Source organism: Rhodococcus sp. LB1 (genome assembly GCF_001583455.1).
GTDB lineage: Bacteria > Actinomycetota > Actinomycetes > Mycobacteriales > Mycobacteriaceae > Rhodococcus_F > Rhodococcus_F opacus.
On record NZ_LTCZ01000035.1, the window covers coordinates 15751 to 30729 of the forward strand.

Annotated in this window: 15 protein-coding genes; 1 reads left to right on the top strand and 14 read right to left on the bottom strand. The window is 64.7% G+C overall.

What is annotated here, in order from left to right:
* Positions 1-169: 169 nt before the first annotated feature.
* From AZG88_RS06780 to AZG88_RS06835, 12 genes are all read right to left on the bottom strand, one after another.
* Positions 170-1003: an ABC transporter permease gene (locus AZG88_RS06780; protein ID WP_005250729.1), complete on the bottom strand. Its 834-nt coding sequence runs from the start codon at positions 1001-1003 to the stop codon at positions 170-172.
* The gene (locus tag AZG88_RS06785; RefSeq protein WP_231913850.1) at positions 1000-1809 is read right to left on the bottom strand and encodes an ABC transporter ATP-binding protein; all 810 of its coding nucleotides are present in this window, start codon (positions 1807-1809) and stop codon (positions 1000-1002) included. Before AZG88_RS06785 ends, AZG88_RS06780 begins: the two co-directional genes overlap by 4 nt.
* 176 nt (positions 1810-1985) lie before the next feature.
* Complete coding sequence (locus tag AZG88_RS06790; protein ID WP_061697286.1) at positions 1986-2963, bottom strand: ABC transporter substrate-binding protein; 978 nt, start codon at positions 2961-2963, stop codon at positions 1986-1988.
* Complete coding sequence (locus AZG88_RS06795; protein WP_061697287.1) at positions 2960-3208, bottom strand: tautomerase family protein; 249 nt, start codon at positions 3206-3208, stop codon at positions 2960-2962. Before AZG88_RS06795 ends, AZG88_RS06790 begins: the two co-directional genes overlap by 4 nt.
* A 13-nt stretch (positions 3209-3221) precedes the next feature.
* Positions 3222-4649 (bottom strand): MmgE/PrpD family protein, encoded by a 1428-nt coding sequence (locus tag AZG88_RS06800; RefSeq protein WP_082833248.1) that lies wholly within the window; start codon positions 4647-4649, stop codon positions 3222-3224.
* Positions 4646-5434, bottom strand: coding sequence for an HpcH/HpaI aldolase family protein (locus tag AZG88_RS06805; protein ID WP_061697288.1), 789 nt, complete (start codon positions 5432-5434; stop codon positions 4646-4648). Before AZG88_RS06805 ends, AZG88_RS06800 begins: the two co-directional genes overlap by 4 nt.
* 5 nt (positions 5435-5439) lie before the next feature.
* On the bottom strand, positions 5440-6288 hold the full coding sequence (locus AZG88_RS06810) for an SMP-30/gluconolactonase/LRE family protein (RefSeq protein ID WP_061697289.1): 849 nt from the start codon (positions 6286-6288) through the stop codon (positions 5440-5442).
* A 122-nt stretch (positions 6289-6410) separates the two neighbouring features.
* Entirely contained in the window at positions 6411-7313 is a 903-nt protein-coding gene (locus tag AZG88_RS06815; RefSeq protein ID WP_025433350.1) for a LysR family transcriptional regulator, read from the bottom strand.
* Between the two features lie 116 nt (positions 7314-7429).
* Positions 7430-9025, bottom strand: a complete 1596-nt coding sequence (locus AZG88_RS06820; RefSeq protein WP_061045916.1) for a tripartite tricarboxylate transporter permease — start codon at positions 9023-9025, stop codon at positions 7430-7432.
* 16 nt (positions 9026-9041) lie between these two features.
* Positions 9042-9593, bottom strand: coding sequence for a tripartite tricarboxylate transporter TctB family protein (locus AZG88_RS06825; protein ID WP_025433351.1), 552 nt, complete (start codon positions 9591-9593; stop codon positions 9042-9044).
* On the bottom strand, positions 9574-10599 hold the full coding sequence (locus AZG88_RS06830) for a tripartite tricarboxylate transporter substrate binding protein (protein ID WP_061697290.1): 1026 nt from the start codon (positions 10597-10599) through the stop codon (positions 9574-9576). The genes AZG88_RS06825 and AZG88_RS06830 overlap by 20 nt, the downstream gene beginning before the upstream one ends.
* A gap of 35 nt (positions 10600-10634) precedes the next feature.
* Positions 10635-11426 carry an RraA family protein gene (locus AZG88_RS06835; protein ID WP_005250714.1) on the bottom strand — a complete coding sequence of 264 codons (792 nt, stop codon included), beginning with the start codon at positions 11424-11426 and terminating at the stop codon, positions 10635-10637.
* Positions 11427-11592: 166 nt separating this feature from the next.
* On the opposite strand from AZG88_RS06835, the gene AZG88_RS06840 reads away from it, so the two are divergent.
* Positions 11593-12519 (top strand): LysR family transcriptional regulator, encoded by a 927-nt coding sequence (locus tag AZG88_RS06840; RefSeq protein ID WP_050983325.1) that lies wholly within the window; start codon positions 11593-11595, stop codon positions 12517-12519.
* Between the two features lie 309 nt (positions 12520-12828).
* Here the strand turns inward: AZG88_RS06840 and AZG88_RS06845 are convergent, their stop codons facing one another.
* Together AZG88_RS06845 and AZG88_RS06850 are read right to left on the bottom strand one after the other, a co-directional pair.
* A complete protein-coding gene (locus AZG88_RS06845) occupies positions 12829-13956 on the bottom strand; it encodes an alkene reductase (RefSeq protein WP_037182464.1) in 1128 nt (375 codons plus the stop codon).
* The gene (locus tag AZG88_RS06850) at positions 13953-14948 is read right to left on the bottom strand and encodes an LLM class flavin-dependent oxidoreductase (protein ID WP_061697291.1); all 996 of its coding nucleotides are present in this window, start codon (positions 14946-14948) and stop codon (positions 13953-13955) included. The genes AZG88_RS06845 and AZG88_RS06850 overlap by 4 nt, the downstream gene beginning before the upstream one ends.
* Positions 14949-14979 lie beyond the last annotated feature (31 nt).

Below are 14979 nucleotides of genomic sequence, written 5' to 3' on the forward strand. Positions count from 1 at the left end.
CATCTGACGGTGTGGTGAGCTTGCCGAATCTGCTCCAGTGCTGTGCTCATGTGCCTTGGGACTCCTCATACGTGCGCGCTGTTGGCAGTTGGGCAGCGCTGGACACGTGCCGGATGAACCGCCGATCAGCGCATCGGTGGCGGAATGCGACGGTAGGTCGCGAGGTCGATCACGCGATTGTGGTGTCTCGCCAGGGTGCGAGTTTCTTTTCTACGACCTTGAGAAGCCCCATCATCACGACCGAGATGACGACCATGATCATGACTGCGGCAAGGTATCGAGAGGTGTTGAAGACCTCCGCGTCGGCGCGGATGCGGTAGCCGATGCCTTCGGTTGCTGCAATGTACTCGCCGACGACCACAGCGATCATTCCCTTGCCGATCGCGAGTCGAACACCGGTGATGAAGAAAGGAATCACGGAGGGAAAGGTGACATCTTTGTAGATCGACAGTCCGCTGGCGCCGAAGGAGCGGGCCGCGCGCAGCAGCACAGGATCGACGGTTCGCACGCCTTCGATCATGTTGATGATGACCGGGAAGATTGCGAGGATCGCGACGTTGGCGATCTTCGATCCCATGCCGAGACCGAACCAGATCACCAGCAGGGGGGTGAGGACGAGGATCGGGGTCGAGTACAGGGCGTTGATGATCGGGTCGAAGGCGTGGTTGAGGCGGCGATTCGAGCCGAGGAGCAGTCCGATCGGGACGCCGAGACCCAGGGCTATCGCCATGCCGATGGCAAACTCGATACCGCTCACCCGCAGATCTGACCAGAGCGGGCCTTCCGTCAAAGACGTGAATCCACCCCAGATCTCGCTCGGTGAGCTGAAGAACAGCGGGTTCCACAGGCCCATCCTGCCCAGTATTTCCCAGACCACGAGAATGATGACGACTGTGCCGATCGGCAACCAGTAGCGTTCGTAACGGCGCCAGGTGCTGGGCTGCCGTGCGGGTGTCGGGTCCTTCTGCGACCGGTCGGATCGGTTGGCTGCTGTCGTGGTCATCGGGTAGGTCCTTCTTCTTCACGTGCGCGGGTCTCGTTGACCTCTTGCCGAAGGTGCATCCAGAGTTGCTTGCGGTAGGCCTCATAACGGGCCGGGTAGTCGTCACTGTCTTCGTCGGGGAGGTCGACGGTGACGGCTTCGCGGATCCGGCCGGGGCCGGCGGTCATCAGCAGGATTCGGTTGGACAGCTGCAGCGCTTCGTCGAGGTTGTGGGTGACGAAGACGACCGTCCGCTGCTCCTCTTGGACAAGGGCGCGAACATCTTCCCTCAAGATCTCGGCGTTCTGCGCATCGAGCGCGCCGAAAGGTTCGTCCATCAGCAGAATTTGCGGTTGCACGGCAAAGGCGCGGGCGAGTCCGACTCGTTGCTGCATGCCTCCCGAAAGGTGCCGAGGGTACAACTTCGACGATCGGTCCAGGCCGACCTTCTTCAGGTACTCGTGCGCGATGTCATACCGCTCCTTCTTCGCCAGATCTTTGCGGCGGTACCGCAATCCGAGCTCGACGTTGTCGAGCACGGTCTTCCATGGCATCAGCGCGAAGTTCTGGAACACCATCGAGCGCGAGGGCTCGCCTGGTAGTGGCCTTTGCCCATTGACCCGCACGCTTCCTGCGAGTGGTTGCGCCATTCCGTCGAGCAGGGTCAGCAGGGTGCTCTTACCGCAACCGCTGGGCCCGATGATCGAGATGAAGTCGCCGGCGCGGCCGTCGAAGCTGACGTTGTCGATGATCGTCTCGGCCCCGTAGCCGAAGACCACGGAATCGACTTCCAGGATCGGCGGAACACTGCGGTCGGTAGTGGCCACGCGCGTTGATGCTGCTGCGTGGATTTTCGTCGGTGCAGTCATTGGTTCTCCAAGTTGGTCTCCATGCCGGCGCATCGGCTCGGCAGGATGGTCAGATCGGACCATCAGGTCCCGCAGATCTGAGGGCTTCGCGAATACTCGGGGAGTGTGCGGAGGTGTCATGGCCGGGGAACAGGCTAGGGCGCGGTTTGTGCGTATGTCGGGTCGTAGAGGTCGTCGACGGTGGGCAGTTCGTCGTGGATCGTCCCGTATTTGTCGGTGAGGTCGAGCCAGGTCTGCAGGCCTTGCTTGTCGACGAGCCCGTCGGTCGAGTAATCCGGCTTCGCGAAGTCGTAGGCGTCCTTGGCAGCGTCGTAGCTGATCTGGCTGTCATTCATCAGGATGGAGATGGCTTCGTCGGGGTGGTCGACGACCCACCGGGCGCTTTCCTTGTACGCCGACAGGAAAGCGCGGAATTCGTCCGGGTTGGGTGTGAGGACTCGCTCACTGGCGGCGAACACCTGCGGGGTGAGCTTCGGGAGGATGTCGCGGTACTCCACGATCTCCTTCGACCCCGATTCTGCCGCGGTCAGATCATAGGGCGGGACGAGGCCGGCGCCGTCGACCTGCCCGGCGACCAGTGCAGCCATCTGGGTCGACGCCGCACCGGACGGAATGTATTGCACGCTTGCCGGATCCACCCCTGATCGTTCGAAGAGTCCCTTGGCGAGGATCTCGGTGCCGCTGCCCGGTCCGACGATGGCCAAGCTGCGGCCGGCGAACTGTTCGATGGAGTCGATGTCCGGCTTGCTGTACAGGATGTGCTGATCCTCGGTGAGGAGGTTGGCGATGATCTTCAGGTCCGAACCCGATGCCCGGGAGGAGATCACGCCTTCGGTGAGCATGGCCGCGACGTTGGCCTGCCCACTCGCCACCGCCGCGGCTCCCTCGGCGGTGCTCTTGACCTTGATGACCTCCACGTCGATGCCGTTCTTGTCGAAGATCCCCTGCTCGATACCGGCGGTGACGGCGAGGAACGAGCTACCGGTGATCGACGACGCCAGCTTGATGGTCGTGCGGCCGTTCGCCGCGGACAACTCCGTGCTGTTCGCGCAGCCGACGACGAGGGCGAGCAGTCCGGCACAGGTACCCGCGAGCAGCGCGCGTCGTTTCATCGCTGTCCCACCGCTGACGGATCCGCGGGCTGGGAGTCGGCGGCGTCGACGGCGGCCGGTGCGGGGTCGCTGAACAGGCGTCCGCCGCGGGCCAGGTCGTGGTCTTCGATCTCGAAGAAGGTGATCCGGACCCCCTCAGGGGCGATACCGAAGGCGTCGACGGCAGCCTGGGTGATTCCCTGGACGAACTGACGACGCTGGTCAAGGGTGCGGCCTCGGAAGATTTCGACGGTGATGTTAGGCATTTCGGGGTCCCCTTCAGAGTGCGGTGGTTGCGGATTCGAGTTCGGTCGGCGAACTCGGGAAGTGGGGTGTGCGTGTGGATTCGGCCAGCACCTCGCGGACGTTCGTGCAGTGCTCGAGGTTGCGCAGCCGGGCGAGCAGTTCGGTGCCGTCCCAGACGACTCCGGGGACGGCCATGCATTCGGCGAACTTGCCGTCGAGCTCACTGTCGGTGAGCGGGTCGTGGGTGTAGCCGTGCGGCATGTCTCCACGTGCGTGCACCGTCTCGCCGTTCTTGGTAGTGATTTGTACTGTTGCGTACCATTTTTCGTACTCACCGGGCCCGACGGGAGGGGTCGTGGATTCACAGGTGTCGACCAGCGGGACGAGGTGTTGGATCTTCTCGTCGATCACATGGGTGTCGGTGAAGGTATCGAGCCCGAGCCGGCCGTCGACCAGTGCTGCCGCCACCGTGTATTCCATGCTGAACTTCGCCTGGTTTCCCGTGGTCGGGCGATGATGGATTGGCCCGGTCAAGCCGGTGGGCTGCACGGTGACCTTGATCGCCGCGACATCTCGGGTGTTCAGTCCCGCCTTGGCGAGATCGACTGCGGCATCGCCCGCGGGGTGGACGGCATAGCACGCCGGGTACCGCTTGACGTTGAGGCCACGGGTAGTGACTGTCCACCGTTCTCCGAGCACCGACTCGACCTTCGACAGGTCCGAGTCGACACCGAACAGGTGGAAGAACCCGATCGGGGCTTCGAGCTGATCCGGGTCGGCGTCGATACCTGCCGCCACGAAGCGGGCGGCGAGCAGACCGTTCATAGCCGCCATTCCCGCATGGACCGGCTTGACGCTGAACCCGCAGTTCTGCCGGCTTCCCGCCGCCATGGAGGCGGCGATTCCCAGCGCAGACTGGATCTCGCGGATGGTCAGGCCCTCGAGCCGTGCCACTGCGGCAGCGACACCGAGCACGCCGACAGTTTCGGTCGCGTGCCATCCGTGAGCCCAATGCGGCCGGACCGGCAGTGCTTCGGACACTGCGCACATCACCTGATGGCCTACGACGTAGGCCTCGAGCATCGCACTGCCGGACAGCCGGTTCTCCTCACCACTGGCGAGGATCGCCGGCACCAGCACCACGCTCGGGTGCCCGTTGACATCGGACAGGTGGTCGTCGAAGTCCAGTGCATGACCCGCCGTGCCGTTGATCAGTGCGGCGTGCGCGGCGGAGACACGCTCCCCGCTGGTCAACAGGGTGGCTGCGCGGTTCGACGATCCGCCCTCGGGAACCATCACACTCTTCGCCGCGGACACCACCGGCTCGTGTGCACCGGCGACCGCGACGCCCACGGTGTCGACGAAGGCCCGAACCGCCATCCGAGCGGCCTCGGCATCGAGTGGATGCGTCGGTGCGGCCGCGACGAACTCGGCAATCTGACGGGTAACGGGAGGGATCATCGGGTGCCTCCGGCGACCGGCTGAACAGCCGGGCTGCGGTCGAGCGCGGAGTGCAGCACCGACGCCGCACCCGACATCAGCCGCGCCTGTGACGCCAAGAGGAAGGTTGCGCCGAACTCGGCTGCCGCGGCAGCGTCGGTCGGGGAACTGGCTGACATTCCGATGGCCTTCCCACTGGTACGAACGGTGTCGATGATCCGGTCGATCGCCGACTGGACCTCCGGATGATCGCTGCGACCGATGTGGCCCATCGAGGCGGCGAGATCCTGGGCGCCGACGAGAACGATCCGGACCTCGTCGATCGCGATCAGATCGGGCAGCGAGGCGATCCCGTCCAAGGATTCGATGTGGACGATCAGGGACACCGACTCGGCCACGTGCCGGAACTGTTGGTAGCCACCCGGGTAGTGCCCGAAGCGGTTTGCCCTGGACCGTCCGATGCCGCGGGTCCCGCGGGGGGCGAACCGGGCGCAGTCGAGGATCTTCTCTACTTGCTGCGCGGTGTCGACGTGGGCGAGTTGGAAGTGCGCTATTCCGAGGTCGAGGCAGTTCGCAACCAGTTCGGGTGAGTGTGGAACCCGGGCGATGACGGTGGCCTCGGTGAGCTCGCACGCCCGCACGATGTTTTCGACGGTGTTCCAGTCGGGGTTGCTGTGCTCGAAATCGATCGCGATCGCGGCGAACCCGTTGTGCGCGAGAAACTCCGCGGTTCCGGGCGTGGGGAAGTCGAGGGTGACGGCGGTGACGTGACCGTCGAGATCGTGTCGGTGCTGCAGGGTGTGCATGAGAGTCAGGCCTTGTTGCGGAACGGGTGCAGCAGCAGACCGGCGCTGGGCCAGTCGGCGCTCAGAACCTGGCCCTTGTCAGAGTCGGTCACGATGAGCTGCTTGTCCGGTGAGATCGCGACGTTGGTGTACTTCGTGCCTTCACCCGGTGCGATGATGTCGAGAAGCTTGCCGTCGGGACCGTAGACCTGCAGGTCGCCCGGCGCGGTACCGGTGATGGCACCGATCACCATGTTGCCGTCGACATCCCAGGCGAATCCGTCCGGGCGGCCGTGAGCGAGTTGGACGAAAAGCTCGGGGGTACCGAGCTTGCCTCCGGGAGCGAACGGGAATCGCAGGATGCGGCCCTCGGCGCCCTGAGCGACGTACATGGCGTCGTCCTCGCGGCCGAATCCGATTCCGTTCGGGTACCACGCAGTCGACGTCAGGAGCTCGGATTCGCCTGTGGTGACATCGATCCGCCACAGCCGGCCGTCGTCCCGTCGCGGGCCGCGGCTCGGGTCGGTGACATACAGGAATCCGTCGGGTCCGAAGCAGAGATCATTCGGGAAGCACGGGTCGGTCGAGATGGTCCGAACCAGGCCTTCGGGGCTGATCGCCTGAACGCCACCCGTCACACCCGGCCACCGGTGGGCAGGGAACTGGCCGGCGTTCTGCGCGACATAGATGCTGCCGTCGGCACCCTCGGTCGCGCCGTTCGGTCCGGCACCGGTCAAACCCAACGTGGAGGTCTCGCCGTCCCGGACGAGGTACACGCGGCCTCGGTCGATGGAGGTGAAGACGATGTCACCGGCCTGAGTGAAAACTGGCCCTTCGGTGAACCCGACATCGGTTGCAATGGTATGAAATTCCACGAGATCTCCTGTGATGTGAAGCCCAGCTACGTCTCACTGGTGCTGCACCTCACACTATTTTCGAGTTCCCTTCGGTACAACCGGCATTGGGCGATAGCTGCATCGGAAATTCCGATAGTTTGTCAGCTGGCGCGGCGGCGGAGTTCGGCACGACCCAGCCGTGCGTTGTGCAGCAAGGTGCGCACCGCCGGTGTCTCGAAGGTCGGGCTCCACGCGAGTTGCAGCGCGACCTTGCGCACCGCCCCAGACAAGGGGACGAAGACGACGTCGTCGCGGGATCTGTCCCGGAACGACTCGGGTTGAACCGACACCCCCAGACCCGCACCGATGAAAGCCATCTGGGTTTGCATGTCGGAGCCCTCGATCATCTGGCTGGGCACACAGTCGTGCTGGTGGCACGTCGAGATGAGCTGGTCGTAGAAACTGGGGTTACGACCCCGGGGCCAGAACACGAAGGGTTCACCGTTGAGGTCGGAAAGGGACAGCGTGTCAGCCTGCGCGAGGCAATGATCCGAGGGCAAGACGGCCCACAGCGCCTCTTCCATCAGCGTTTCGACACGCAAGCCGCGGCGCCTGACGAGGCCGCGCACGAACCCGACGTCGAGCTCACCGGCGACGAGCTTGCGTACCTGCGCCTCGGTCGAAAGGGTGTGAATGCTCACGGCGAGATCGGGGGACGCTCGAATCAGTCGCCGCAGGATCAGGGGGACGGCCCGGTGCAACGCCGGCCCGACCGCTCCGACTCGCAACTCCCCCGATTGTCCCATCGCGTGCTTGCGGACGACCTCTTCGAGTCGGCTCAACTCGGCGATCGTGGTTCGGGCTCCCGCCAGCAGCGCTTCCCCTGCGGAGGTGAGGCGCACGCTGCGGCTCGATCGCAGGAACAGTTCGGCATCGAGATGCTTCTCGAGCAGGCGGACCTGTTCACTGATCGTGGACTGGGCGACACCCAGCCGTGCGGCCGCCTTGCTGAATTGCTCGTCCTCGGCCACCGCTATGAAATATCGCAACTGCCGCAACTCCATTGACCGTTCCTTCCTCTCTGCGCTCTCCAGGTACCGGGCAGCCCTTCTGGCTCGTGCCCAGTACCTGGAGGGATCGGAACGGTCTTGGGGAACCGGGTGGTGGAGGACTGCGGCCGCTATTTCTTCTCGACGAGACGGTGCTGCCCGGCGGAGGGTGCGCTGCCGTCGGAAGCGGACGGCCCGTTCTCCGGAGCCCCCGACGACTCGGATGAGACGGCGCCATCCCCTTCGCGCCTGGCTCGCGCGCGGAACAAGCTGACCACGGAGTAGCAGATGATCGCGGCGACCAGCAGAAGGATCGTGAGCGAACCCGGTCTGGTCACGAAGATGTCGAAGCTGCCTCCGGAGAGGATGAGCGACTGACGCAACGCCGATTCGAGGATTTCCCCGAGGATGAATGCGAGGACCATAGGCCCGAGCGGGAACCCCCACAGCCGCATCAGATATCCCACGACGCCGAACGTGATGGCCACCCACATGCTCCAGGTGTTGTTGTCGATCGTGTAGAGGCCGATGAGGCTGACCGCGACGATCAGCGGGGCAAGCACGCTGAACTTCAACCGCAGGATCTGCACGAAGACACCGATCAGCGGCAGGCTCAGGATCAGCAGGACGACGTTGCCGATGTACATCGAGGCGATGACGCCCCAGAACACGTCCGGGTGCTCGTCGACCAGTTGCGGCCCGGGCGTGATCCCGTGTACGAGCAGGACGCTGAACAGTAGGGACACCGTGACATTGAATGGGATTCCCAGACTCAGCAGCGGCACGAACGCCGACGTCGAGGAGGCATTGTTCGCAGTCTCCGGCCCGGCGACACCCTCGATCGCTCCCTTTCCGAACTCTTCGGGATGCTTGGCGACCCGGCGTTCGACGCCGTAGCTGACCAGCGAGGACACGAGACCACCGCCGCCGGGGACCAGCCCGACGAGCGTGCCGAGAACGGAGCCCCGGCCGATCGCCCCGCGGCTGCGCCGCAGATCCGCCCGGGAGGGGAAGACCCGGCCGATTTTGGTGGTGACCGTATCGCCGTCCTCCTGGGACCCTGGGCGCAGGTTGTAGAGCACCTCACCGATACCGAACAGTCCGAGCACAATCGCGACGACGTCGAAGCCGTCGACCAGTTGCAGGGAATCACCACTGAACCGCACGGCGCCGGAGATCGGATCCAGGCCAACAGTGGCGAGGAACAGCCCCGCGCCGGCGGCGACCATGGCCTTGGAGAATGAACCCCCGCCCAGGTACGCGATGAGCATCAGCCCGAATATCGCGAGGGTCGCGTATTCCGGTGGGCCGAGATGAAGCGCCAGGTCGGCCAGTGCCGGGGCGAAGAAGGTGAGCCCGACGAGGGCGACCGTCGCACCGACGAAGGACCCGATCGCGGAAATCCCCAGAGCCGGTCCGGCGCGGCCTCGGCGGGCCATTTCGTACCCGTCGATTGCCGTGACCACCGACGCCGCCTCTCCCGGAAGCCGCAGCAACACCGAAGTGACGGTGCCGCCGTACATTACGCCGGCGTAGACGCCGGCGAGGAGGATGATCGCCGTCGCCGGCGACATCGCGTAGGTGAAGGGGATGAGGATGGAAATGGTGGTGATCGGGCCCAGCCCGGGAAGCACCCCGACGACGATGCCGAGAATGCAGCCGAGGAGCACCGCGAGAAGGTTGATGGGCTCGAACGCAACGCCGAACCCGTGGAGGATCGCATCCATGGTGACTGTCCTTCGATTACGGAATCGCCGTCAGCGGCGCCGGGAACGGCGTCGAGATGAGGACTCCGAAAAGCAGATAGAGCGCTGCGGTGCCGAGCACTGTCCAGATCACCACGGAACGCCAGGGGAGTTTGCCGAGCAGTCGGGTCCAGAGCGCGAACACCGCGATCAGCGCCACGATGACGCTGACGAAGCTGAACAGCAGCACGAACACGATTGCCAGCGCGACACCGAACGCGGGCCGAGCCGATCCTCGCAATGATTCGACGCGCTCCCCCAGTGCCGTCTGGACGATGGTGGCCACACCGGCCGCCGTCATCAATGCACCTGCGGCCAGCGGCCACAACCCGGGCCCAGGCTTGCCGAGCGTCCCCACTCCGAGGTCGATCGCAAGCCATATCGCGATCACCCCCAGCAGGGTCACCCCGACATGGACGAGCAGGGACGCCTTCAGACCGAACAGATCCTTCGACACCTCGACCTCGCGCGGCTCATCGAGGGAAGCCACGACATCGTTGTGCTCGCGCCGTTCGGCTTCTTCGATCCGATCAGATGAGTCCAGCTTCATGGAGCACCTCTCCTGTCTCGGAGTACTCACGGGCAATGTCCGCGCGGTACTCCTCCGGGCTCCCGAAATTGGGGACTGCGCCGGTCAATTCGATCTGCTTTCGGATCTCCGGGTCTTCGAGGGCATCCCGGATCGAGTTGGATATCTCGCGTAGGTAGGGCTCGGGGAGATCTTTCGGAGCGATAAATCCTGACGTGATGTCCGTCGCGACGTCGTATCCGGATTCTTTCAGGGTGGGCACGGAGGCGTACTCGGCACCCTTCACGCTGCCGAGGTTGGCGAGAATCCGGAGGTCGCCGGAGCGAACCGAGGCGGCGAAACCGGATGGAGAGCCGGCTGCCCCCTCGACGTTTCCGCCGAGCAGGGCGGTCACCGCCTCGGCGCTGCTTTCGAACGGAACCTGGGTCGTTTCGATGGCTGCTGCTGCATCCAGCTTCTCCATGGCCAGGTTGGCTGGATTTCCGGCGCCGGTCGAGGCGTATCGGAACGAGCCCGGATCTTCTCGCACGCTCGCGATCATGTCGCCCACCGTCTGCCAGGGCGAGTCTGCCGGCACAGCCAGCACGATCGGTGCCACCGCGACACGGGCGACCGGCGTCACATCGTCAAATGAGTAGACGGTGCGACCGTAGTGCGGCTGCACCGTCAGCGGCCCGCCGGCAATGAACCCGAGGGTGTACCCGTCAGGGCTCGCAGCAACGACTCGGGTGGTGCCGATCGTTCCAGCACCGCCGGGTTGGTTGAGCACCACCAGTGGTTCGTCACCGAGACCTTCGGCCACCGGCTGTGACAGCGAGCGGACCATCTGGTCCGTCGCACCACCGGCCTCGTAGGGAACGACTACCTCGATCGTGTCCGAGGGATACTTCCCCGCGTCGACCGGACCCGAGCCGGAGGCCCCACCCGGGCCGACAGAACACGCCGTCGACACGGCGGCGACCGTGGCGAGCGTCGCCCACGACAGGACCGCGTGAGATGCGCGCGGTCGTTGGTGTATTCCGAGCATGCGAACTCCGTTGTTCGTCAGATTGAACCGTAAGCTCAGCTGTAGCGCTTACGGAAGAGGGGACGCAACTGATCGATGGGGGCACCCTCGATGATCATCTTGGCCATCGTCTGCTCGGCTTCCGCAATTCTCTCGACCTCACTGATTACGTACTCCGCATGCTCGAACGGCACCACGCATACACCGGAGTCGTCGGCGACGATCAGGTCGCCAGGTTCCACCCGAACGTCGTATAACGTGACCGGCCCATTCATCTCGATGGCCTCGATCCGGAACTTTCCGGTAATCGGGGTCACGCCGCTGCTCCACACCGGGTACCCCATGTCGCGGATCGATCCGGCGTCGCGGATTGCGCCGTACACGATGCTGCCGGCGAGACCGCGCGATTTCGCAACGGTGCAGGACTGCGCGCCCATGTTGGACACCGAAAGGTCTCCGGCGGTGTCGGTCACCAGGACGTCGCCTGCCTCGGCCAGGTAGTAGATGTCGCGCGTGGACATGCGAATGAAGTCCTTGTCCACATAACCCTGGGTCGGCGTCTTGCGCTCGACGAGATTGCGGATGGTCACCGCGGGGCCCACGATCTGCTGCCCGGGAGCCAGTGGCTTGAGGAACGAGGCGGGGACCGCACCGATGATGCCGAGTGAGTCGAGCACGTCCGACACCGACGTCGTCAGGTCCTCGATTGCGAGGTAGCGGTCGACGACCTCCTTCGGCACGCGATCGAACTTGATTTTCTTGATCCGCTCGCGATCGACGAGGCCCCAGATACGGCCTTCTGCAAGGTATTCGTCGTACTCGCTCGCGAGAGTTTCCGTCGTAGTCATTGAGATATCTGTCCCTTCAGCGGTTGGCTCGCCCAGTTGGCTCGATCACTTCAACCAGACGATGTGAGCGTAAGAGCACAGGATTCATAAAACAATGCCAGATTTAGGCATGGATTTATTATTAAAATCTATATGTCTGGTCGGCCGACTCCGCCACAATCGAGGCATGATGAACATCCGCGACCTGCAGTACCTCACGGTGCTGGCCGACGAACTGAGCTTCAGCCGCGCTGCGGATCGGCTGAATATCTCCCAGCCCACCCTCAGCCAAACCGTGAGAAAGCTCGAACGGCTCATCGGCGGTCCGCTGGTGGAACGGACAACCCGGCGGAGTCGGCTGACGCCGGCCGGTGAGACCCTGGTCGAAGGATCCCGGCAGCTACTGGCAGATCTCGTCCGACTCGAACAGGTCACCCGCGACGCCGCCGCCGGACGAACCGCGGCGCTGAGAATCGGCGCGGTGAACCCAGCAATGCGGCTGCTCATGCCCCGAATCCTGTCGTCCGTTCGCGCCGAGGTCCCCGATGTGCGGATGACACTGCACCCCATGAACAGTCACGCACAACTCCGCCAGCTCATCGACGGTCAGCTCGAAGCCGGAATACTTCGCAGCCCCACCACCCCACCGGGTCTCGCGGTCGACACCCTCATGAACGAGCCGCTCTACGCGGCCGTCACCAGCTCCCACCCACTGGCAACTCGCGGCCTCGCCTCCATTGCAGACCTCAACGACGAGGACTTCATCATGGCCCCACGCGACCGGAACCCAGCCTTCTACGACGAACTACTCCGCCTCGTCACCGACAGTCAGTGCTCACCTCGAAGAATCGTCGAAGCCGACGACATGTGGGCTCAACTCGCAATGATCGGCGCCGGCGCCGGGGTGGCCGTACTGCCACTATTGTTCGTCGATCACACCCGAGACGACATCACATTCCTCCCCCTCGACAGGAAACTGGGACTAGGGCTCCCTCTGGTACTCGTCTACGCACCGAACTCACCGACGGCCGCACTCACTGCAGTTCGCCGGGCCGCTCGAGCAGAAGCAGAACACCTCCTCGAAGCCAGTTCGCGGCAGTCAACCGAACCGTAGGCCCGGCCTATGGCTTGCTCGGCAGCCGGGCGGCGTCATTGAGAGCAGGGTCGCGCCGCGTTAATCAAACACCACGCCCACAGGTCGCAATCTCGAATAGGCCTTGTTCACAAGGGATCTCGAATGCACCAGAGAGAATGCGTTGTTTTCACAGCGTCGGGATACACCTCGAAGGCCCTTGGAGTGGGCCAAGAAGCACACGGCGGAGTGCTACACCTACCTGCCGCGGACCGAAGTACCAAGCCTGAGAGAACTGCAGATGCTCCAGCAGAACACTGCGTTCCACGCAAACACCTGCGGCTTGCCGCGTCACGTACGAACCGTGTGTGCCTGTTCCAGGGTCGGGTAGTCCGTGTATCCGCGGTGGTCGCCGCCGTAGATCCCGATCGGTTCCGGGGCATTGAGCGGGGCGCCTCGGCGGATACGCTCCACGAAATCCGGGTTGGCAAGGAAGCCGCGGCCGAAGGCAATCAGGTCGGCCCCGCGTCGGAGCCAGGCATCTGCGGCACCGACCTTCGTGACATCGTCAGGCCGGCTGAGTGTCGGCGACACCACGAGAGCACTCGGCCACAGGCCCCGGATTCGGTCGTCGAGGTCGGCGTTACCTGCCTCGACGAGGTGCAGGTAGGCCAGCTCCTCCTGTGCCAGCTCCTGAACCAGCGATGTGTAGGTGGTGTGCGGGTCGTGATCGATGACGTCACCGAATCGGTTGCCGGGGGAGATCCGCAGCCCCACTCGATGCGGGCCTATGGCCGCGGCGACCGCTCGTACGACGTCGACCGTCAGCCGGATGCGGCCCTCGTTGGATCCGCCCCAGTTGTCGGTGCGCAGATTGGTGTTCTCGGCGAGGAACTGGTGCAGAAGATAGCCGTTGGCGGCGTGGATCTCGACACCATCCAGTCCCGCTGCCATCGCCCGCTCGGCTGAGCGAGCGAAGTCCTCGACAATGGTCAGGGTCTGGGCTCCGGTGAGCTGCTGCGGGCGGACGGCCAGTCTCCTGCCGTCTGCGGTGTACACCTCCGCCCGGGCGGCGATGGCCGAGGGCGCCACGGGATACACCCCATCAGGCAGGAAGGAGGGGTGGGCGAGACGTCCCGCATGCATCAGCTGCACGAAGATCCGGCCCCCAGCGTCGTGCACCGCATCAGCTACACGAGACCAGCCGCGCCGGTGGGCGTCACTGTGCAGGCCTGGCACGCCGGGTCCGAGTCGGCCGGCCGCGGTGGGGTGGGTGCCCTCGGCGATGATCAGTCCGGCGCTGGCGCGCTGTGCGTAGTAGGTGCTCATCAACGCGCTGGGCGTGCCATCCGAGGCGGCGCGGGATCGAGTCATCGGAGCCATCACGATGCGATTGGGCACGGTAAGGGCGCCCACTGTTGCGCTGTCGAAAAGCGGGGAGTTCACAGTGCCGGGCGCCGAGAGGGAGCCGGATGTCATGCGGTCTTCAGCTCGGCGAGGAGTTCGTAGCTGCGGATGCGGTCCTTGAACTCCCAGGTCTCGGTGAGAACGATGAGTTCGTCGGCCTGCGTGTGCTTGACCAGTTCGTTGAGGCCGTCGCGGACCGTGGCGGGCGAGCCGACGCAGGACGCGCGGAGCATGGCACCGACGGCCGAAGCTTCTTGCGGGGACCACAGCTGGTCGATGTCGTCGACGGGAGGCAGGTTCTGCAGTTCGCCGCGGATCAGGGTGAGGAACTTGCGCTGGAGGGTCGTGAAGATGTGCTGAGCGCTTCGGTCGGTGTCGGCGGCGATGACGTTCACACCGACGACGGCATGCGGCTTGTCCAGGTTCTCGGAGGGGCGGAAGTTCGCACGGTAGATGTCCAGGGCAGCGGACAGCTGATTGGGAGCGAAGTGCGAGGCGAAGACGAAGGGCAGGCCTTCCTTCGCGGCCAGGGCCGCGCCGAAGGTGGAAGAACCGAGGATGTACAGCGGGACGTTGGTGCCCTCGCCGGGGATGGCGCGGACCCGGCGGGTGGGTCCGCCCGGCGCGAGGTAGCGGCGAACCTCGGACACCTGGGCCGGAAAGTCCTCGGCGGTGGCGTCACCGCGGCGCAGTGCCTGGGCGGTCCACGGGTCGGTGCCCGGTGCGCGTCCCAGACCGAGGTCGATGCGTCCTGGGTAGAGGGCGGCGAGGGTGCCGAACTGTTCGGCGACGACGTACGGGGCGTGGTTGGGGAGCATGATGCCGCCGGAGCCGACCTTGATCCGCTCGGTGGCAGCGGCCACCTGTCCGATCAGGACGGAGGTCGCCGCGGAGGCCACGGCGGCCATGTTGTGGTGCTCGGCGATCCAGTAGCGGTGGTAGCCGAACTCCTCTGCCTTGCGGGCAAGTTCGATGGTCTCGTGCAGCGCCTCGGTGGCGGTGCCGCCGTGCCGGATGGGGGCGAGGTTGAGAAGGGAGAGCGGGATATCGCGGAGGTGGTTCATGACTGTGCGAGATTGCCTTTCGCGTGCTGCG